This is a genomic window from Enterovibrio nigricans DSM 22720 (assembly GCF_900167155.1).
Classification (GTDB): Bacteria; Pseudomonadota; Gammaproteobacteria; order Enterobacterales; family Vibrionaceae; genus Enterovibrio; species Enterovibrio nigricans.
Map to the genome: position 1 here is coordinate 39,276 of NZ_FUXU01000023.1, position 20,294 is coordinate 59,569.

General features: G+C 46.4%; 15 protein-coding genes, 1 tRNA gene and 1 pseudogene. 10 read left to right on the forward strand and 7 right to left on the reverse strand.

Translation table 11 applies throughout. The features are described 5' to 3' along the window. Positions 1–173 precede the first annotated feature (173 nt). Positions 174–1,178, reverse strand: coding sequence for an ornithine carbamoyltransferase (gene argF / locus B5D35_RS10485; protein ID WP_078752534.1), 1,005 nt, complete (start codon positions 1,176–1,178; stop codon positions 174–176). 207 nt (positions 1,179–1,385) lie between these two features. Beyond that, entirely contained in the window at positions 1,386–2,609 is a 1,224-nt protein-coding gene (arcA, locus tag B5D35_RS10490; RefSeq protein ID WP_078752535.1) for an arginine deiminase, read from the reverse strand. 558 nt (positions 2,610–3,167) lie between these two features. Here arcA and rraB point away from each other — a divergent pair. Continuing rightward, positions 3,168–3,572 carry a ribonuclease E inhibitor RraB gene (gene rraB, locus B5D35_RS10495; RefSeq protein ID WP_078752536.1) on the forward strand — a complete coding sequence of 135 codons (405 nt, stop codon included), beginning with the start codon at positions 3,168–3,170 and terminating at the stop codon, positions 3,570–3,572. Between the two features lie 43 nt (positions 3,573–3,615). On the opposite strand, the gene B5D35_RS10500 is transcribed toward rraB, so the two are convergent. Continuing rightward, on the reverse strand, positions 3,616–4,524 hold the full coding sequence (locus B5D35_RS10500; RefSeq protein WP_078752537.1) for a bifunctional helix-turn-helix transcriptional regulator/GNAT family N-acetyltransferase: 909 nt from the start codon (positions 4,522–4,524) through the stop codon (positions 3,616–3,618). 160 nt (positions 4,525–4,684) lie between these two features. Between B5D35_RS10500 and B5D35_RS10505 the strand changes: the two genes are divergently transcribed. Together B5D35_RS10505 and B5D35_RS10510 are read left to right on the forward strand one after the other, a co-directional pair. Next, complete coding sequence (locus B5D35_RS10505; protein WP_078752538.1) at positions 4,685–5,869, forward strand: YjgN family protein; 1,185 nt, start codon at positions 4,685–4,687, stop codon at positions 5,867–5,869. Beyond that, positions 5,869–6,873 (forward strand): M48 family metallopeptidase, encoded by a 1,005-nt coding sequence (locus tag B5D35_RS10510; protein WP_078752539.1) that lies wholly within the window; start codon positions 5,869–5,871, stop codon positions 6,871–6,873. The genes B5D35_RS10505 and B5D35_RS10510 overlap by 1 nt, the downstream gene beginning before the upstream one ends. A 97-nt stretch (positions 6,874–6,970) precedes the next feature. On the opposite strand, the gene B5D35_RS10515 is transcribed toward B5D35_RS10510, so the two are convergent. The 3 genes from B5D35_RS10515 to pepA form a co-directional block, all read right to left on the reverse strand. Continuing rightward, on the reverse strand, positions 6,971–9,829 hold the full coding sequence (locus B5D35_RS10515; protein WP_078752540.1) for a valine--tRNA ligase: 2,859 nt from the start codon (positions 9,827–9,829) through the stop codon (positions 6,971–6,973). Between the two features lie 15 nt (positions 9,830–9,844). Then, entirely contained in the window at positions 9,845–10,300 is a 456-nt protein-coding gene (locus B5D35_RS10520; protein ID WP_078752541.1) for a DNA polymerase III subunit chi, read from the reverse strand. A gap of 128 nt (positions 10,301–10,428) precedes the next feature. Continuing rightward, positions 10,429–11,937, reverse strand: a complete 1,509-nt coding sequence (gene pepA, locus B5D35_RS10525; protein ID WP_078752542.1) for a leucyl aminopeptidase — start codon at positions 11,935–11,937, stop codon at positions 10,429–10,431. 194 nt (positions 11,938–12,131) lie between these two features. On the opposite strand from pepA, the gene lptF reads away from it, so the two are divergent. Then, positions 12,132–13,232 (forward strand): LPS export ABC transporter permease LptF, encoded by a 1,101-nt coding sequence (lptF, locus tag B5D35_RS10530; protein WP_078752543.1) that lies wholly within the window; start codon positions 12,132–12,134, stop codon positions 13,230–13,232. Further along, positions 13,232–14,305, forward strand: a complete 1,074-nt coding sequence (lptG, locus tag B5D35_RS10535) for an LPS export ABC transporter permease LptG (protein WP_078752544.1) — start codon at positions 13,232–13,234, stop codon at positions 14,303–14,305. The genes lptF and lptG overlap by 1 nt, the downstream gene beginning before the upstream one ends. A 51-nt stretch (positions 14,306–14,356) precedes the next feature. Here lptG and B5D35_RS10540 read toward each other — a convergent pair whose 3' ends face one another. After that, positions 14,357–14,833, reverse strand: a complete 477-nt coding sequence (locus B5D35_RS10540; protein ID WP_078752545.1) for an RDD family protein — start codon at positions 14,831–14,833, stop codon at positions 14,357–14,359. Positions 14,834–15,016: 183 nt separating this feature from the next. Here B5D35_RS10540 and B5D35_RS10545 point away from each other — a divergent pair. The 5 genes and pseudogenes from B5D35_RS10545 (at position 15,017) to B5D35_RS10570 (ending at position 20,239) form a co-directional block, all read left to right on the forward strand. Beyond that, positions 15,017–15,102 (forward strand) — tRNA-Leu (locus tag B5D35_RS10545). A gap of 529 nt (positions 15,103–15,631) precedes the next feature. Then, a pseudogene (locus tag B5D35_RS10550) lies at positions 15,632–16,815 on the forward strand (tyrosine-type recombinase/integrase). Between the two features lie 266 nt (positions 16,816–17,081). Further along, positions 17,082–18,017: a hypothetical protein gene (locus B5D35_RS10560; protein ID WP_244556557.1), complete on the forward strand. Its 936-nt coding sequence runs from the start codon at positions 17,082–17,084 to the stop codon at positions 18,015–18,017. A 148-nt stretch (positions 18,018–18,165) separates the two neighbouring features. After that, positions 18,166–18,468: a hypothetical protein gene (locus B5D35_RS10565; protein ID WP_198557043.1), complete on the forward strand. Its 303-nt coding sequence runs from the start codon at positions 18,166–18,168 to the stop codon at positions 18,466–18,468. Then, positions 18,458–20,239 carry a P-loop NTPase family protein gene (locus tag B5D35_RS10570; RefSeq protein ID WP_078752548.1) on the forward strand — a complete coding sequence of 594 codons (1,782 nt, stop codon included), beginning with the start codon at positions 18,458–18,460 and terminating at the stop codon, positions 20,237–20,239. The genes B5D35_RS10565 and B5D35_RS10570 overlap by 11 nt, the downstream gene beginning before the upstream one ends. Positions 20,240–20,294: the final 55 nt, after the last annotated feature.

Genomic DNA, 20,294 nt, shown 5'->3' on the forward strand with positions numbered 1-20,294 from the left:
TGAATGTGAGACTAAATGTGGCATTCCGGTTCGTTTTTTGACAAATTGCGAAGGATTATACGCCCATTTGCACGCCTTGCAAGAAGGAGTCAGCAAAGTCATCAATAAGGTATGTTTCTAATAAGCATAAAAAAACCGTCCACAAAGGACGGCTTTCAGAACATATCAGTGAGTTAACTGCCCAGTGTGGCGACCATGACTGCTTTAATGGTGTGCAAACGGTTTTCTGCTTCATCGAACACAATTGAATAGTCTGACTCGAACACATCTTCCGTGACTTCTAGTCCATTCATGCCGTATTTCGCAGCGATTTCCGCCCCAATGGTGGTTTCATCATTGTGGAACGCGGGCAAACAGTGCATGAACTTCACATGTGGATTTCCCGTTGCTTTGATGACATCCATGTTCACTTGGTACGGTGTCATTACGGCGACGCGTTCATCCCACGCTTCTTTAGATTCGCCCATCGACACCCATACGTCGGTGTAGAGGAAATCACAGCCTTTAACGCCTTCAGCTACGTCTTCGGTGAGCGTGATTTGCGCACCGGTGGCTTCAGCAATGGCTTTGCACTCGGCAACTAACGCATCTTCAGGCCAGAACTGCTTTGGTGCAACAAGGCGAATATCCATCCCCATTTTGGCTGCACCCACCATGAGTGAGTTCCCCATGTTGTTGCGGGCATCACCCAAATAGGCAAATGCCATTTGATGCAAGTGCTTACCGCGACCGTGTTCTTGCATGGTGAGAAGATCGGCCAAGATCTGTGTTGGGTGAAATTCATCAGTAAGGCCATTCCAGACCGGTACGCCTGCATATTGGCCGAGTTCTTCTGCAATCGTCTGACCGAATCCACGGTATTGAATGCCATCATACATACGGCCAAGCACGCGTGCTGTGTCTTTCATCGATTCTTTATGCCCGATTTGAGAGCCGGATGGACCGATGTAAGATATTTGCGCACCTTGATCGAACGCAGCCACTTCAAATGCACAGCGGGTTCGGGTTGAGGCTTTCTCAAAAATCAGCGCGATGTTTTTGCCTTTAAGGCGCGGTTGCTCACTGCCGGCATATTTGGCTTTTTTCAGCTCAGCAGACAATGACAGTAGATGTTCGATCTCACGTGGCGTGAAGTCGAGTAATTTAAGAAAATTTCGGTTGCGCAAATTAAAAGCCATGATGAGTTCCCTTTCAAAAATCCTTGAGCTTCCGAATGACGAAGACAATGTTATCTATGATAGTAATCACAATTTTTACTGATTTACGCATCAAAACGCAACCTTATTGAATAATTAATTATTTTTATAGCGTTGATATTCGGTTTTTATCGATAAAAAAAAAGGCCTCAGAGTGCTGAGGCCCGTCGATGTCACGCGGAAATAGGATTAGATAAGGTCTTCTCGTTCAATAGGACAACTCATGCAGCGTGCTCCGCCACGTCCGCGCCCGAGTTGATCGCCGGGTATTGGTAATACTGTAATACCCGCTTTGTCATATTTCTCATTGGTGTAGACGTTACCTTCGTAGCCAATGACAACGCCTGGGCGTACTGTTAGAACGTTGTTGGCATCGTTCCATTGCTCTCGCTCGGCCTCGAAGCTGTCACCGCCAGTGGTGATGATATTCAAGTGAGGGATGCTAAGGGCCTTTTCTATGGCATGAAGGAAGTAGTCGACTTCCTTTGCTTCAACGTCACCGTTGCCTTTATCGATTAAGCGCCAGCATTGTAGGTCTTTGCGCATCACCTGCGGGTAGACAGAGAAGGTATCAATGTCCATGTGTGTCATCACCGTATCTAAATGCATACAAGATCGGTGCTTAGGCAGATTAATGGCGATAACTTCCTTTGCCTGATCATGTTGGAACAGACTGCGTGCTAACGCTTCAACGCCTTGAGGAGTGGTGCGTTCTGACATGCCGACCAATACCGTGTCGTTGCCAATCACCAGTACGTCGCCGCCTTCGACCATGGCATTGTCATAGTCACGTTGCTCTGCGCCGAGGTAGGTAATGAAGTTTTGATCTGCAAACAGGGGATGCCAGCGATAAATCGCGCGTAAATGATTGGTTTCGCGCTGTCGGGCGGGCATAGCCATTGGGTTGAGTGAGACACCGCTGTAGATCCAGCAAGACGTATCTCGGGTAAACAGATGATTGGGAAGTGGATCGATAATGAAGTCAGTGCGCTCGTGCATGGCTTGCATCATCGAAGGCGATTGGAGAGGGAAGTCAATATAGCTCAGACCACCAAGCAGAATATGGGACAGTTCTTCGTCGCTGAGCGTACTTAAATATTCACGGACATCATAGGAAAACTGGTGCCCTAAACGGTAATCGCCCACCTGTACATTGAGCAACCACGCTTTTGCTTCAGGGACTGAGAGCGTTTGGGCCAGAAGATCGTGAAGCAGCAATACGTCGACGTTTTGGTCGCGCAGCGTTTGTGCGAACTGATCGTGTTCTTCGCCTGCACGTTCGACGGCAAGTACGTCATCAAATAGCAGATCTTTATAGTTTGAGGGAGTAAGGTGATTCAATGCGCGCTCAGGGCGGTGCAGCATGACTCGCTTAAGTTGACCAACTTCCGAACCTACATATAACTGACTCATGACTATTTCTCTCTTGAATAATTATTAATCTCCAAGCGTTTGGTGAAAGACGCTTACACCCAAAGGTTGGGGGTAAGCGCTTGTGTTACCAAACTCGATGGGAAAAGGAATATAGAGCGACAGAATTCTGTAGAAGGGGCGCTATGTAGCCAAAACGCCTGAATACGTGTCGTAAATCCATTTATCTCAATAAACCCTTTTTGCAATTTGTATGTCGTGGCATTTGGCTGCGACAAATGGCGGAAAAAGGATTTTTGCGTATCTAGTGCGTAGCTATGCAATGGGTGTTCACACTATTCCAAAAATAGGGGCTTTAATGGCGCAAGATTTTGGTAAGTTGGCTATTTGCCAGAATCTTGTGTTGTTATCACCCTGTTCTCAAATAATGACAACCTTGTGGTGTCAGGTCAATTTTACTTTTGATTAACATGCGTTCCATGCACGAGGATGGGGTGGCTGGAATGCTGAGAATGGGTGCTTAATGCGTGAGTTCGACGTGGAATTACGCGCAGATCCATGCGATAGTGCCCCCGTCTTAATTCAATCTGGAGTTTTCCAATGTCTTACGCTGACATTATTGAAGAACAAAAAGCGGACACCCGCGAAATCATTGCTGCTTTGTTGGAAGATGGCAGTGAACCTGATGCGCTTTACACCATTGAGCATCACCTGTCTGCTGATAGCTTTGAAGAGCTGGAAGGCGCTGCTGTTGAAGCGTTTAAATTGGGCTTTGAAGTGCTGGAAGCGGAAGAGCTGGAGCTTGAAGATGGCAGCACCGTTATCTGTTTTGACGCAGTAATGGAATCGGCACTGGAAGCTGAGCGAATCGATGAGCAAGTGGAAAAGCTGGTGGCACTGGCTGAAAAATACAAAATCGATTATGACGGTTGGGGCACTTACTTCGAGTCTGATGAAGATGACGACGAAGAAGAAGGTGACTTCGACGAAGAAGGCGAAGACTAATTTCGTGAAAAAGCCGGCTGTTGCCGGCTTTTTTGTGTCTGTGTTAAAAGCGTTTTAACATGGCGACTTCGCAATCACAGTGACCGGTATTGCCCAGCGGGGCGTCGAGGTGGTGAAAACCCATCGATTCATACAAAGAAATGGCCTCTTTCAAGCAGGCTGTGGTTTCTAAATAGCAGGCTGTGTACCCTTTTTCTCGGGCAAATTTCATTGCCGTTGCTGCTAGCCTTCGAGCAAAGCCTCTGCCGCGTAGTTCTGGTCGTATATACATTTTCTGTAATTCACAAACGTCGTCTTCTCCAGAGAGCGGAGCAATACCTCCTCCCCCCCAAATTTTCCCGTCTTTTTCAATCACCCAATAAGCCGCGTTGCTTGGTTTGTAACATTCACTGAGTGCATCGAGTGTTGGGTCAGACACGCTATAGCCTTTATCTGCCGTCAAACCATACTCTGCAGAAACCTTACGGATGACGTTAGCAATGGCAGCATTGTCCGCGGGTTCAAGGCGTCTTACTGTGTACCCGCTTTGTTGCTCTGTTTGCAGCATGGCGCGGTTATAGCGGTGTAATGCGCATGACAGTGTTTCTATTTCATCGCTATCAAGCTGCTCAAGATAGCCAGTGATTTGTTGGTTGATTCCTTGGTGGTGCTCACGTAAGCGTGTACGACCCGTGTCGGAAAGGCTGTAGGTCGGCTGGACACTTTCTGGCGATGCGTGTGAAAGCACATTGTCGTTATTGATCAAAATAGCAAGTGTACGGTTGGCGTTTGCGACGTCAATGTTGAGGCGAGAGGCTATCTCAGATGCAGACAGTGCTTCATTCTCCAATTCAATAAGTACATGGCATTGCACTGTGGTTAGATTTGTTGTGCCATAGATATTGTCTAACAAGCCTCTATGACGAAGTAGTTGTCTAACGAGTTGACGAATTTGAACTGCCCCTGTTGCCATCATTGCTCCTTGCATTGGCGTTTTTTAGTGCATCTGGCTGATTTTATGAGGTTTTAATTTATTTGATGCTATTGTTTGCACTTGCTGAAATCCGAATCTTGCTTTCGGTGAGATATCGATAATATGTGGCTTCGTTTTTTGACACAAGGTTGGTTTAGAAATGGCACCAGAAAATAAATTTACGTTTCACGGTAGTGGTCGAGAGTTCTTCGGGATTTGGATAGTTAATGTTGTGCTGAGCATCATTACTCTCGGTATCTATTCGGCCTGGGCGAAGGTTCGCACAAACAAATACTTTTACGGCAACACTGAGTTAGCGAGCGATCGTTTTGATTATCATGCTACACCTAAGCAAATCCTTATAGGGCGCATCATTGCGACGATCATTTTTATTGCTTGGTTTATCTCTGGTGAAATTTCTCCGACATTTTCTATTGTACTGATGCTGGTGGGTATGCTGGCAATGCCTTGGCTTGCCAGAAACAATGTCCGTTTTGATGCGAAAATGACAAGTTATCGAAATGTGCGTTTGAATTTTAATGGTTCTTTGGCGGGAGCCTATGGCTACATCCTTGGCCGCGGCCTGATATTTGCGACCTGTATTTTTGCGCCGATTGCTTTTTTTGCTTATTTTCAGACCACAGGGCAGGGCATGCCGAGTGGTGTTTGGATGGCATTTGTTCTTGTTCCTATCCTTGGTTTCTTGTCTTACGTATGGCTGATGCAAGGCATGGCGAAATACTTTGCCAACGGCTATGGCTATGGAAAACTTCGCTTTAAGGCCGATGTCTCTTTTGGTTTCTTTATCAAGACTTATTTGCTGGCTGCGTTGATGGGCTTTGGCCTCACAATCTTAGGTATGATTGTTTTTGGTGTCATTGCCGCGATTGTTGGGATGGGCGCGTACCTTCAAGCGATGGATGTCGGCTCGGTGGAGGAGGCTTTAAGCGGTGTAGGATTCGCTGGAGCTTTATTTGGCATGGTGCTGATGTATGCCAGTATGTTTGCGTTGTTGTTGATTGTGACGTCATTCATTGCTGCTAGAACTCGTAACCACGTGCTAGGGCAAATGACCGCAGAAGATGACCCAATGTACAAGCTGGGTTCGTCGATGCGTACGATGAGCTATATGTGGCTGACGTTGTCCAACTTCCTCTTATTGCTTGTGACGCTGGGTATTGCTCGCCCTTGGGTCAAAGTCAGAACAACGCGCTATTTGTGCAGTGTGACGACAGTGCAGGGTGATATTGATGCGCTAACGGTTCGTGACGATATGCAGAACATCAAATCGTCTATTGGCGATGAGTTGGCAAATAGCTTTGATCTCGATATCGGTATCGGGTGATGACGGAAGGGTTTGCATACCACGTTGGTAATTCAACCAAGTTCTCAGCAGAGTTGTTTGTCCTTGGCAGCGACAGGGTATTGCTTCGTTTCGATGATACCGAGATTAGCTGTGCCATTGATGAGCTAGAATGCGCGGAGCAAGTGGGTAATTTGCCGACACAATTTCGGTTTCCAAATGGTGAGCTATTTGTGCCGGTAAGTGATGCAGAACTGCCTCAAGCTCTAAGTAAAAAGCAAAGTTGGATTCAATCGTTGGAGTCAAATAAGACGGCGGTTGTGGGCAGCATTGTCTCTTTGGTTGTGTTTATTCTGCTGTTCTTCAAGGTTGGCATTCCGGCGCTAAGTACCGGTGTCACCCATGTCCTTCCTAATCAAGTCCCGTTGCTTGTGGGAGAGCATGTGATGACACAACTGGATGACGTCATGCTGTCGCCATCTGAATTGTCGGACGACGAGAAAGCGAAAATCTCTCGCCAATTTGACAGCATCGTTGCGTCATTGCCCGAAATGCCACTTGCCCCCAACATCGTATTTAGAAGTTGGAAGGGGGGCGCGAATGCCTTTGCGTTGAGTGATGGTACGATTATTTTGCTGGATCCTCTGGTTGAAATGGCGGAATCAGAGGCGCAATTAGAAAGTGTGATCCTTCACGAGCTGGGTCATGTTTATCACCAGCATGTTATGAAGTCTTTGGTTCGATCGGCGTTGCTCTCGGTATCTGTCGCTGTGATTACCGGTGAGAGCACAGGTGCGATTGATACGCTGACTGGGGTTGGTGTACTCCTCGCCTCTTCGGGGTATTCGCGTGAAGCAGAAGAAGAGTCTGATCGTTTCGCGTCCAAATATCTGACACAGAGATATGGTGATGCAACGGCACAGGCTGACATGTTCTCTTTGATGAAAAATGCACAGAGTAACGGTGCGTTGTTGGAATGGCTCAGTTCTCATCCAGACATGGATAATCGCATTGAAGCCGCCAGGCGTTTCACATCGTCAGAGTAAGAGAATCAAGTGCCACCCCCTATCAAACGAGTGGCGACAAACAAAAAGGCCGACGATTTCTCGTCGGCCTTTTCTTTACGCGTTACCTAAGCAGGAATTACAACGCAGCGATTGTCGCTTTCTGCTCTTCCAGCTTGGTCAGTGCTTCAGCGTAACCGTCTAGCTTCGCACGCTCAGCAGCAACAACTGCCTCAGGCGCTTTTGCAACAAAACCTTGGTTGTTCAGTTTGCCTGAAATACGCTTGATTTCGCCTTGTGTTTTCGCGATTTCTTTGTCCAAACGAGCAAGCTCTGCATCTTTGTCGATCAAGCCTGCCATTGGGATCATCAGCGTAGATTTACCTACCAATGCGGTTGCACATGCAGGTGTCTCTTCGCCCGATGCCAGAACGCGAACGCCTTCCAGTTTTGCAAGAGAAGCCAGTACTTTGGTGTTGGCTTCTAGGCGTGCAATGTCTTTCTCATCTGCTGCTTTCAGCATGACATCAAGCGCTTTGCTTGGTGCGATGTCGTATTCTGCACGCAGGTTACGAATTGACGTGATAAACGCTTTCACCCATTCGATGTCTGCCAGTGCATTCTCATCGAACTGCGCTTCATCAAATTGAGGCAGGGCTTGCAGCATGATGGTATCGCCTTCCACACCGTTAACCAGCGGCTTAACGCTCTGCCAGATAGACTCGGTGATGTATGGCAATACTGGGTGAGCAAGACGCAGTGTCTTCTCAAGCACCGTGATCAATGTATGGCGCGTACCACGTTGTTGTACTTCGTTACCTTTCCATAGAACAGGCTTGGTGAGTTCCAAGTACCAGTCACAGAATTGGTTCCAGATGAATTCGTACAGCGTGTTTGCTGCCATATCCAGACGGAAGTTCTCGATGTGCGCGTTGAAGTCTTTCGCTGCCAGTTGGAACTGAGATTCAATCCACTTATCTGCCAGTGAGAATTCCATCTCGCCGCCGTTCATACCACAATCTTGATCTTCTGCGTTCATCAGTACGTAACGGCTTGCGTTCCATAGCTTGTTACAGAAGTTACGGTAACCTTCAAGACGCTTCATGTCCCAGTTGATGTCACGGCCTGTTGATGCCATGGCTGCCAGGGTGAAACGTAGTGCATCGGTACCGTATGGTTCGATGCCGCCTTCAAAGGCTTTGCGCGTGTTCTTTTCGATCTTGGCTGCAAGCTGAGGCTGCATCATGTTGCCACAACGCTTCTCAACCAGAGACTCAAGATCTATACCGTCGATCATGTCGATTGGGTCAAGGACGTTGCCCTTAGATTTCGACATTTTGTCACCGTTTTCATCACGGATCAGACCCGTAACATACACGGTTTTAAACGGTACTTGTGATTTGCCGTCTTCGTCTTTACAGAAGTGCATGGTCATCATGATCATGCGGGCAACCCAGAAGAAGATGATGTCGAAACCTGTTACCAGCACGTCAGACGGGTGGAAGGTTTTCAGGTCAGGTGTTTGCTCAGGCCAACCTTGTGTTCCGAACGTCCACAGTGCTGATGAGAACCAGGTATCCAATACATCGTCGTCTTGGCGAAGCACAACAACAGGTGCAAGGTTGTTTTGCTCACGCACTTCTTCTTCGCTGCGGCCAACATAAACGTTACCGTCGTTGTCATACCAAGCAGGAATGCGGTGACCCCACCAAAGTTGGCGAGAGATACACCAATCTTGAATGTCACGCATCCAAGAGAAGTACATGTTTTCGTATTGCTTAGGCACGAATTGAATGTCGCCATTCTCAACGGCTTCAACGGCGGGTTTTGCCAGTGTTGCAGCACGCACGTACCATTGGTCTGTCAGCATTGGCTCGATAACCACGCCACCACGGTCGCCGTAAGGTACCGTTAGGTCATGATCTTTGATTTCTTCAAGCAGACCCAGCGTGTCGAATTCGGCAACGATTGCTTTACGTGCCGCGAAACGTTCCATACCACGGTAAGCTTCTGGTAGCTCAGTGCTGTATGCGTCGCTTGCTTCGCCGTTGGTGTTGAACACTTCAGCACTGTCACGAATGTCAGCATTGAAGGTCAGGATGTTGATCATTGGCAGTTGGTGACGTTTACCAACTTCATAGTCATTGAAGTCGTGCGCAGGGGTGATTTTTACACAGCCTGTGCCTTTCTCCATGTCTGCGTGCTCATCGCCCACGATAGGGATGCGACGATTCACGATAGGCAGCATGATCTCTTTACCGATCAGATCCATGTAACGTGGATCTTCAGGGTTTACTGCAACACCGGTATCGCCCAGCATGGTTTCAGGACGCGTGGTTGCGACAACAATGTAGTCTTTGCCATCGGCAGTTTTAACGCCGTCAGCCAGTGGGTAACGGAAGTGCCACATGTGGCCTTTCACGTCTTTGTTTTCTACTTCCAGATCAGAAATTGCGGTGTGCAGTTTCGGATCCCAGTTAACCAGACGCTTGCCACGGTAGATGAGGTCTTCTTGGAAAAGACGAACAAACACTTCTTGAACGGCGTTAGACAGGCCATCATCCATAGTGAATCGTTCACGATCCCAGTCTACAGATGCGCCAAGGCGACGAAGCTGTTTGGTGATTGTGCCACCTGATTCGCCTTTCCATTCCCAAATCTTGTCGATGAATGCTTCACGGCCGTAATCGTGCTTGGTTTTGCCTTCTTCAGCCGCGATTTTGCGTTCAACAACCATTTGCGTTGCGATACCTGCGTGGTCAGTACCAACCTGCCACAAGGTGTTTTTGCCTTTCATGCGTTCGCAACGGATCAGGGTATCCATGATGGTGTCTTGGAATGCATGGCCCATGTGCAGGCTACCGGTGACGTTGGGTGGTGGGATCATGATGCTATAAGCATCTTTAGATGTGTCACCGTGAGGCTTGAAATAACCAGCCTCTTCCCAGCGCTGGTACAGCGCCTTTTCAATTGATGTTGGGTTGTATGTCTTTTCCATAGCGCTCTTGCTGGATCAAATAACGGACGATTCTTCAATGGCAAGGGTGCGCATTTGGCGCCCCGCCATGCGGTAAGTTTTGTAGCGTTCTCTTGCCTGTTGCTTGAGAGTTTCTTCGCAAGGCACGAAGTCTACCACTTGTGCAAAGGAAGGCGCAAAAATTGCTGCTTCCTGCGCCAAGTTTATTAGCACATTTCGGTGACCCGCAGGGCGTACGCCCGGCCAGCCAATTTCTACTTGCGTACCACCACGCGGCCCTTCACCAATAAGATTGTGCGGAACAAAATGGTCTGGTGAACGTTGCCAAAGCAGTTCATCAATGGCTTCTGCCTGAGGTTTGCTTTCGGCGGCAATAAACACTTTCATACCTTGCTGACTGTACTGGCCTGCAAGCAGACTCACCTTTTCCAGCATTTGTTGCTGAGGTTCGGCGTGCTTTTCATCCAGAATGTAGAAGGTTGCCAATGCCATGGTGGTTTCCGAAAAGATGATAATTTAACCGGCTCAGTGTGCGTTGTGTTAGTGCTAAAAGCTACTGCTTTTTATAAGCCGGAGATAAAAAAAGGAGGCCAAGGCCTCCTTTTTCTCTCGTGCAGTTTTTACTCTGCAACCTCAAGGCCAGAACGGTTCAATAAGAACTGGACCAGCAATGGGACAGGACGACCGGTTGCCCCTTTGTTTGCGCCGCCTTGGAAAGACGTACCTGCGACATCTAGGTGTGCCCAGTTGTACTTCTTAGCAAAGCGAGACAGGAAGCAGCCAGCGGTAATGGTGCCGCCGCCAGGGCCACCGATGTTTGCCATATCCGCAAACGGGCTCTTAAGCTGCTCTTGGTACTCTTCGGTCATTGGCAGACGCCAAGCACGGTCACCGGCTTGCTCAGACGCATTCACGATTTCGTGCGCCAATGGGTTGTGGTTAGACAACAAACCGCTGATGTGGTGGCTGAGGGCCACGATACATGCGCCAGTCAGCGTCGCTACGTCGATCACACACTCAGGCTCGTAACGCTCAACGTACGTCAACGCATCACACAGAACCAGACGGCCTTCTGCGTCAGTGTTCAGCACTTCAACCGTTTGACCAGACATGGTAGTCACGATGTCACCCGGACGGTATGCGTTGCCATCAGGCATGTTTTCACAGCCCGCCAGTGCGCCAACAACGTTGATTGGCAAGTCCAGTTTCGCCAGTGCTTTCATTGCACCGAACACAGAGGCTGCACCACACATGTCGTACTTCATTTCGTCCATGTTCGCGGCAGGTTTCAGTGAAATGCCGCCCGCATCAAACGTCAGACCTTTACCGACCAAAACGATAGGCTTCGCATTTGGATCTGGGTGGCCTTTGTATTCCATGATGGACATAAACGATTCGTTTTTCGAGCCTTGGCCGACCGCAAGATACGAGGTCATCCCCAGCTCTTTCATTTCTTGCTCACCAATAATTTTGGTGCTGACGCGTTCAAAGTCGTCCGCCAAGCGGCGAGCTTGAGAAGCAAGGTATGCTGGGTTTGCCACGTTTGGTGGCATGTTGCCAAGGTCTTTACATGCACGCACGCCTGATGAAACCGCGAGGCCGTGTGCAATTGCGCGCTCACCCAAGTTCAGTTCGCGACGTGTCGGTACGTTAAAGACCAGTTTACGTAGCGGACGGCGTGTCTCAGGTTTTACACTCTTGAATTGGTTGAAGGTGTACAGGGTGTCTTTGGTGCTTTCAACGGCCTGACGAACCTTCCAATAGGTATCACGTCCTTTAACGTGCAGCTCTGTCAGGAAGCAAACTGCTTCCATCGAACCGGTTTCGTTCAGGGTATTGATGGTGTTTTTGATGATTTCTTTATACTGACGTTCGCCGAGTTCACGTTCCTTGCCACAGCCGACAAGTAGCACGCGCTCAGACAGTACATTAGGAACGTGATGCAATAGCAGCATCTGGCCAGGTTTGCCTTCGAGGTCTCCGCGACGCAGCAAGCTACTGATGTAGCCATCACTGATTTTGTCGAGCTGTTCCGCAACCGGAGACAGGCGGCGTGGTTCAAACACACCAACGACGATACATGCACTGCGTTGCTTCTCGGGACTCCCGCTTTTTACACTGAACTCCATGCGTACTCCTACATCCTAAAGACAAGTGAGGCTAAATGTTAGATAATGCCCGCTTTATTGGAACTCGAAACCGTGTTCGACGTAAATCGAATAGAAGCAGGTCAACACTTGGCCGAAAGATTAAAAAACAACTGATTTACCGAAAAACTATAGCGATTCGAGTAAAAAAACAAGTTTTCTAAAGGTAAAACGCCGTGATTATTGTTCGGTATTTGATCCGAGAAACAGTCAAAACGCAACTTGCGGTGCTGTTTGTTCTATTTTTGGTCTTTTTTAGCCAAAAATTCATTCGCGTGCTAACCAGCGCAACAGATGGCTCAATTCCGGGCAGCGATGTGTTAACACTGGTTGGTCTCTATATGCCATCGATGGCAATGCTGATGCTGCCATTGAGTTTGTACATTGGCATATTGATCACTTTTGGCCGTCTGTATGCCGAAAGTGAAATCACTGTGATGAATGCAACAGGTATCGGGAACAAGTTCCTTATCCGTGCTGCGCTTTGTCTAGCCATAATTACTGGCGCGGTAGCAGCGTTCAATTCGCTATGGCTGACACCTTGGGCAAACAACAAAGAAATTAAAGTGATGGAGCAGCTAGAGGCCGATACCGGACTCGAATTGCTGATGCAAGGTCAAATTCAAACCACACCTGATGGTCAGGCCGTGGTGTATATCAATAACATCACGGGTGACGGGAAAGATTTGCACAAGGTCTTTATCGCACAACCGGTTCCGCGCGGCACCATGCGTCCGAATGTGGTGGTTGCTGAGAAAGGCTATGTGTCAGAGTTACCAGACGGTCGACAAGTACTGGATTTGAATGAAGGTACCCGCTATGAAGGTTTCCCTACGCGATTGGATTACACCGTCACGGACTATGAAAACTATCAGGTGCTGATTGGTCAACGCGAGGTGCGTCAGAAAAGCCGGGATTGGGATGCAATGCCAACGCAAGATTTGTTCGGCCAGTCCTCTCATCAGGCACAAGCTGAGCTGCAATGGCGCATCGCGCTTGTGCTGTGTATACCGCTTATGACCATGATTGTGGTGCCTTTGTCTTCGGTCAATCCGCGACAAGGCCGCTTTGCGAAGTTGTTCCCGGCAGTACTGATTTATCTGGCGTACTTCTTGGCGATCAGTGCCGCAAAGTCAGCGGTAGAAGAGGGAACCTTAATCCCGGAAATTGGGCTTTGGAGCGTAAACGTCGCCGCGCTGCTTTTGGCGATTGTTTTGTTGAGTTGGGATAGCCTTCCAATGCGTAAATTCCGATATCGACTGCGGAGAACTGCCTAATGTTTAAGATTCTCGATTTATACATTGGGCGAACCATCATCGCCACGACAACCCTGTGTCTGGCTACGCTGGTGGGCTTGTCCGCCATTATCAAGTTCGTTGAGCAGCTTCGCTCCGTGGGTGAGGGTACCTTCACCATGGTCACGGCACTGCAATATGTGTTGCTGAGTATGCCGCGCGATATCGAGATGTTTTTTCCGATGGCGGTATTGCTTGGCGCCTTGATTGGACTTGGTACCTTGGCATCGAGCTCAGAGCTTGTGGTTATGCAGGCAGCGGGTTTCTCAAAGCTGGACATTGGGCTTTCGGTACTTAAAACAGCGATGCCTTTGATGCTTATCGTCTTGGCGCTTGGGCAGTGGGGCGCACCCGATGCACAACGAGAGGCCAGAGAGCTGAGAGCATTTGCCAAGTCTGGTGGTAATGTGATGTCCGTGCGACGCGGTGTGTGGGCAAAAGATGGTAACGACTTTATCTATATTGCGCGCACTGATCAGCAAGAGTCTCTGACAGGCGTTAACATTTGGAAATTCGACGATACCCAACAGCTTGACGCCGTGGTGTTCGCAGAAAAAGGCGAGTACTTAAACAAAGATAGCTGGATGCTGAAGAACGTCACCGTCACGCACTTTGATGGGCCAGTGAAAATTACGGAAACCAAGGAGCCTGAGCTCGTTTGGCAATCCACGTTAACGCCAGAGAAGCTCTCTATCGTCACCGTGAAACCCGAAGAGTTATCTTTAACGGGTGTATACAGTTACGTTGAGTACTTGAAGGCCTCGGAGCAAGATGCGTCACGTTACGAGTTGGCCTTGTGGCGTAAAGTGCTTCAACCGCTCTCTATTGGTGTCATGATGCTACTGGCATTGAGCTTCGTCTTTGGACCGCTGCGATCGGTCACCATGGGGGCGCGTGTATTGTCAGGTGTGATATTTGGTTTTGGCTTTTACATTTCCAATGAAGTGTTTGGCCCTATTACCCTAGTATACCAATTGCCGCCATTCTTTGGGGCTATCGCACCGAGTTTGGCCTTTATCGGTATAACGCTCTACCTGCTAAACCGGAAGTTATAAATACACATAAAAAGAAGGGAGCCATTTGGCTCCCTTCTTTTTTAAAGCTGCTTAGTCGATTTTAACGACTTGGCTGTTTGAGAAGTGATCTTGAAACGCGCGGTTGTTTCTATCGAACAGCGCGAGAAGATTTCCCGCGCCCAGACATGATGTCGCCATGCGGATAACGGCTTGCGTAAAGGTGATGTTACCACCAAACTCACTAACCAATTTTAATTTCCAAGCTTTCATTCCAACGGTCTGGCCTGCACGGGTCCAGAAGTAACCGTAAAAGCCGGCGGCAATAGCAAACACGTAAACAGTAAAAATAGGACTCACGGTGGGGTTGCTGGTGAGGTAGTGACTGACATCCTCATAGCCTTCGATTGAAAAGCCAAATTGTATAGCAATAGCAAAGCCAGCAACGACCAAACCGATAGCCAGCATCTCGACGGCGACCAGCACCATAAAGTCATAAAGCCAAGCGCCCATGCGGCGGAAGAATCCTGCTCCTTTTGGAACACTGAATTGGGCAGATGTCTGCGACATTATGTTTGTCCTAATAATGAGTAATGTGTCTAGTCTACCAGTGTTGGCGAGCAGAATGTATGGGGTAAATTGCTGCAAATTGCGCGTTATCGCATCACCTTGGTGAAAAAAGAAACGGTTAAACACTTTTTGTGAATTATAGGCTTGCGCTGTAGTTCGGCTTGCGTATAATCAGCCTCACTTGCCCGGGTGGCGAAATTGGTAGACGCAGCGGATTCAAAATCCGCCGGTGAATAACTGTGCCGGTTCAAGTCCGGCCCCGGGCACCAATTTCATGACAAAGCCTCAATCGAAAGATTGAGGCTTTGTTGTTTCTAGCCTGATCAAATACTTAGCTGCGCTTTTATCCCTCATCAAGCAGTTCTTATCACGCATAAATCCCCCAAAAACAACACCCTCTGATGGGCTCTCCTGTCCATATCCTGCTTTCTTCTGTGCATTTTCTGTGAAAATTGTCGGCTAACGTCGTCCAACTTGGTCTAACTCGGTCAACATAGCCAAGATCTTTCGCGCTCGTAGACAGGGAGAGTTTTCCGGTCTCCCTACGGTCTTTCCACCCCCATAAAACCCCGTTTCCCCTCATTCTTGGGAGAGGTGATGAAGAGGGACAGTTTCACCCTTATCAAAGAGAAAACTGGGGAAAGCGGGGGATTGCCGTGTTTATCATGTAATTAGGCAAGCGCGAAGCGGGGCACCCCTCATCAGAAAACAGGGGACAACAAGGGTAATGACCCCAAGCATAAACGCATATTAATCCTTTGAATCATCAAGAAATGATGAGCAATCGGAGGATTTATGATGAAACGCTTCAAATTTACTAATACCAACCTAAAAGCCCTTCCAGCTAACACGGCAGAAAGCAAAACCACCGAGCTAGAGTTCAGTGATACGGAGTGCTCAGGGCTCAAGCTGCTATCAGGCCGCTCTGGCAGTAAACGTTTCCTGTTTCGCTATACCTTCAAAGGTCGCAAGCGCAGCATTGCTATCGGTAGGTTCCCTGATATTGATGTCACTCAGGCCCGTAAGATAGCGGTGAAATACCGTAACCAAATTGCCGAATGCATAGACCCCAAAGAAGAGCGGGACAGCTATAAGCAGATGCCAACGCTGGAAGAGTTCTTCTACAACACCTTCCTGCCATTGGCGAAGAAGAAAAAGAAAACATGGGACGATGACGAGACCCGTTATAGGCTGCATTGCAAGAGCATTGCCTCCGTTCGTTATGACGAACTCAGAGCCACTGATATACAAGCCATACAACTGGCACTGAGGGAGAAGCTACGGGAAGACGGGCAGCCATATAAGCCTGCTACCAGTAACCGAGTCCTTGCCTTGCTCAAGACAATGGGAGGATTGGCTGAAAGGCTGCTAGGCATCCCCAATGTAGCTAATCGGGTCACGCTGCTGCGTGAGAACAACGTCAAGCAACGCTTTTGTAGTGTTGAAGAGGTACAGGCCATTTTGCGCGAATGCCGACAATACAAGAACAAGAGTGCTGGTGGCTTCATTGCCATGCTGTTCTTAACAGGATGCCGCCTTAATGAGCTTCGTGTCAGACTCTACTCAGACGTGAACTGGGAACAACGCACCCTCACCATTCCTCAGACCAAGAACGGTACGCCACATATCATCTACCTAACAGATTTGATGATAGAGACCCTACGCAGCGTTCTCAGAAAGCAGGGAATCCTTACCTCTTTCCAGGCTGTAGAGGCAAGGCGATAGGCTCATCGTACATGGCGTTCGACTTGATAAAGGAAAGGGCAGGGATAGTTAATCCTGACGAGGTTGTGCTGCATACAGCGCGGCATAGTGTGGCGAGCTTGTTGCTGTCTCATGCTGACCAGACCGGAGCCGACACCAGAGCGGTACAAATGATGCTGAACCATCAGAGCATCCAAAGCACCATGCGATACGCGAAACTTAGCATACAGCGGCAGAGAGTGACCAGTGAGAGCTTTTCGAGACTGATAGAGAAGTAAAAACAAAACCCTACCCAGATAGTTGCAGCTGGGTAGGGGTAATTGAGCCAATGTCCTCGAATTACTATAGCTGAGAGTTATGCCTCAAAAACAACTGTTTTTATATACAGTTATATTGTTATTATCTACAGTAAATAGAAATGTCAGTTGATAAAACAGTGAACGGAATGTGCGCAACGTCTCATAAGTGAGAAGTTAAAAAGCCACAATAAAACAATCGATTAAACCGAGGTTGCTCAACAAGTAATATGGATTTATCAGTGGTTATGAGAACTAATGAATCCATGTTTCAGACAGATATAGGTCTACTAGACGGTGACAAGTGGGAAGGTTTGATCCAATCGGTTTATAAGAGCCGCTATGATACTTACCAGCCAATGATTGCATCCCCTGGAGACTATGGTATTGAAGGTTTTGTTCTCGAAAACGGAGTAGCAATTCAGTGTTATTGCCCACAAGAAAACTATGACGGAGGTACTTTACATAAAAAGCAGAAGAAGAAAATGACTGAAGACATTTCTAAGCTTGTAAAGTACAAGGACCAAATTAGGGAAAGACTGGGTGACTGCAAAATATCTAAGTGGATATTTATAACTCCGAGAGTAGGGAAAAATGATCTTCATGCTGTAGCAAGAGAAAATGAAAAGCTCATTAGGGAAAGCAATATAGATATCTGTACTCATGACTTTACGATTCTCATTCATGATTTGGGTAACTATGAGAGCGATATAAGAGCTATTCAAACTGTAAATGGGAAGCTTCTCAGTTTTTCAGCATTCGAAGATGAAATCATCTGTGAGCCCATCGATAAGACAGACTACGAAGAAAATATTCACGATAAAAATAAAGTTAGAAGTTATGTTGGTGGTGGGTATAAAGAAAAACTGCATTTATTTCTAAACAGTCAAACAACTGAAGATTATATCGGTAGATATAAAATATTAAGGAATATTTACAACAATAATCCAGAGCTTTATCAGAGGATAGCAAAATCAGTTAATGATTTTGAAGATGATGTGGAAATCTTATCAATGACTTGGGAGGGGGCTCCTCAAGAACTAATTGACAAAATTAGAGAAAAGTTGATGGAAAGGTTCGAAAGAGACAGCTACATAAAAACAATAGAGTATTCAAATTTAGAATCTATTTGTAAACATATGGTCGCGAGATGGATAGCTGAATGTCCGATGAGGATTGAGTGATGAGTAAGCTATCCTTCTCAAGGAAAAAAGCGTTGTACTTCCAGAGCTCAGACCATTATACAAAATTGCTAAAGTACTTACGATTTTGAGAGTGTGCTGTGCTGGTGGAAAGTCTAGTCTTCTCAAGCTACATCTTTTTAATTGGGCAATGTTGGAACCCAAGAGACTTAGGGCATTAGAGTTATCAGCTGAGAGAAAAGAGTTAGTCATTGGGGTATGGGGCATTGATCCATCTTTAAATATGGCTCTTTCTTTTGCGGTATCAGAAGGGTTAATAGCAAAAACATCTAATGGTGGGTTTCAGATTACAGATAAAGGTGATGTATTTATAAATGAATCAAAGCTGATTTCAGACTTTGAAAATGATTTTAAGTCTATTTTTGTTATAGGTAAAAGAATAACAGAGAAGATGGTCGAGAGTGCTGCCAAGAGGTGGGTTGATGAAGTTTAGGAAATTACAGGTAAAACTATATTCAATAGATGGCATGGACTATGGCTATAATATTGATTTTTCGGATGGTTTGAATATAGTCCGTGGTGATAACTCTTCGGGTAAAAGTACATTTGTAAACTCACTTATTTACTCGCTTGGCATGGAGGAAATAATAGGTTCTAAAGGTAACTCTTCTCTTCCATATGCATTGAAAACAAGGTTTGACCTTAATGGCGAAGAAAAGAAAGTTGTTGAATCTTCAGTTTTCCTAGAATTTGAAAATTCGGCAGGAGAAGTGATTACAGTTAATAGAGCAATTGTTTCAAATACTCTCGATACTAAACTGGTTAAAATAATTCTTGGTAAGTATTTGACTGGTGGGGATTATGAGGCTGAAGTTAAATATACTTTTGTTCATGATCCAGGATCTGCGCAGGATCCGGATAAGGTTTTTTTTGCTTTTCTGGAAAGATTTTTAGATATTGATTTACCTAATGTATCAGATAGCAAGGGTAAAGAAGCGAAGCTATATTTGCAGTCAATATTTTCTGCAATGATAATCGAGCAGAAAAGAGGCTGGACAGATTATATTGCCAACATACCTTATTTTGGTATTTCTGGAATGAGAGAAAAGGTTACTAATTACATTCTAGATCTCGATGTCTTTAGAAATGCCAAGCTTATAAATGATCTGCAAATTAAAAGAAACTCACTTATAAATAAATGGTCTGAGCTCGTAACCGAATCTAAACTGCTTGTGGAGAATAAGGGCTACTCAATTTCAGGGCTGTCTAGATACCCAGTAACTGATTTTGATCCAAAGTTGGTAAGTGTCGGAGACAGACGAGATAGTAACATTGTTAGTATTGATGTTGTTCGGTCAGATCTGATATCCGAATACAGAAAAATAGATAATAATGAAAAACAATCAGATATCGATGAACCAAAAAGTCTTATCGAAAACATAGAAAAAACTGAACGGCGAATCGATGACTTACTAGTTCTTAATAGTATGCTGGGGAGTCAAATAAAAATTGATGAGTCACAGGTCAATCAGTATAAAGATGGTTTGATTGAGATAGAGAAAGATCTTAAGTCGAATAAACTGACGAGAAAATTAGTGGAATTAGGGGCGGATAAAGCCAACTTGTCTATTGCGAAGGGGAAATGTAATACGTGTTTACAAGTAGTAGATGATATACTGCTTCCTCCCGACACTTTAGCTATGCCTATGGAGTTGAAAGAAAACATTCAACATCTAGAGAATCAGAAAAAGATGACTAAGTCTCTCGTTGATGGGCTTGAGCGAAAAATTAATGCTGACAAAGATAAACTTCTATCGGTGAATAGAGAGTTGACTGAGTGTAGGAAAAACCTTGTTTCTCTTAGAAAGGATATGAAGTTTACCAGTAAAATAAAAGAATCTGACATTCGAAGGAAAATAAATCTGGAGACTAGAATTGATGACATTAAAAGCATCGAAGAAAAGATAAGTGAAAAACTTGAGGCTTTAGTCAGTATCTCCATTGAATACAAGGGTATTAATGGGGATATTCAGGGGTTAGGAAAGCATAAGCTTTCAAATTCTGACTGGAGAAAAGTCAATGAATTTTCTAGCTCTTTTAAGAGTTTAGCAAGAAGTTTTGGATATAGAAGTGCTGATGTTGGTGAGATAGAAATAAAAACTGAAACTATGCTTCCTTATCTCAAAGACATTGAGTTGCGTGAAGTAGAGTGGACATCAGAAGGGCTTTGTTGCTTAATTCGGTTGGAAGACATGGCAGCCTAAAGTTGTTCGGTTCTTAAGCAATATACTGAGTTTCAGGCATACCCAGTCCTGTAAG

What these genes read in the sequence shown, in the direction of transcription:
- argF (WP_078752534.1), bottom strand. Translation starts at nt 1,178, where the DNA reads ATGGCTTTTAATTTGCGCAACCGAAATTTTCTTAAATTACTCGACTTC.
- arcA (WP_078752535.1), bottom strand. Translation starts at nt 2,609, where the DNA reads ATGAGTCAGTTATATGTAGGTTCGGAAGTTGGTCAACTTAAGCGAGTC.
- rraB (WP_078752536.1), top strand. Translation starts at nt 3,168, where the DNA reads ATGTCTTACGCTGACATTATTGAAGAACAAAAAGCGGACACCCGCGAA.
- B5D35_RS10500 (WP_078752537.1), bottom strand. Translation starts at nt 4,524, where the DNA reads ATGGCAACAGGGGCAGTTCAAATTCGTCAACTCGTTAGACAACTACTT.
- B5D35_RS10505 (WP_078752538.1), top strand. Translation starts at nt 4,685, where the DNA reads ATGGCACCAGAAAATAAATTTACGTTTCACGGTAGTGGTCGAGAGTTC.
- B5D35_RS10510 (WP_078752539.1), top strand. Translation starts at nt 5,869, where the DNA reads ATGACGGAAGGGTTTGCATACCACGTTGGTAATTCAACCAAGTTCTCA.
- B5D35_RS10515 (WP_078752540.1), bottom strand. Translation starts at nt 9,829, where the DNA reads ATGGAAAAGACATACAACCCAACATCAATTGAAAAGGCGCTGTACCAG.
- B5D35_RS10520 (WP_078752541.1), bottom strand. Translation starts at nt 10,300, where the DNA reads ATGGCATTGGCAACCTTCTACATTCTGGATGAAAAGCACGCCGAACCT.
- pepA (WP_078752542.1), bottom strand. Translation starts at nt 11,937, where the DNA reads ATGGAGTTCAGTGTAAAAAGCGGGAGTCCCGAGAAGCAACGCAGTGCA.
- lptG (WP_078752544.1), top strand. Translation starts at nt 13,232, where the DNA reads ATGTTTAAGATTCTCGATTTATACATTGGGCGAACCATCATCGCCACG.
- B5D35_RS10540 (WP_078752545.1), bottom strand. Translation starts at nt 14,833, where the DNA reads ATGTCGCAGACATCTGCCCAATTCAGTGTTCCAAAAGGAGCAGGATTC.
- B5D35_RS10560 (WP_244556557.1), top strand. Translation starts at nt 17,082, where the DNA reads ATGAGAACTAATGAATCCATGTTTCAGACAGATATAGGTCTACTAGAC.
- B5D35_RS10565 (WP_198557043.1), top strand. Translation starts at nt 18,166, where the DNA reads ATGTTGGAACCCAAGAGACTTAGGGCATTAGAGTTATCAGCTGAGAGA.
- B5D35_RS10570 (WP_078752548.1), top strand. Translation starts at nt 18,458, where the DNA reads ATGAAGTTTAGGAAATTACAGGTAAAACTATATTCAATAGATGGCATG.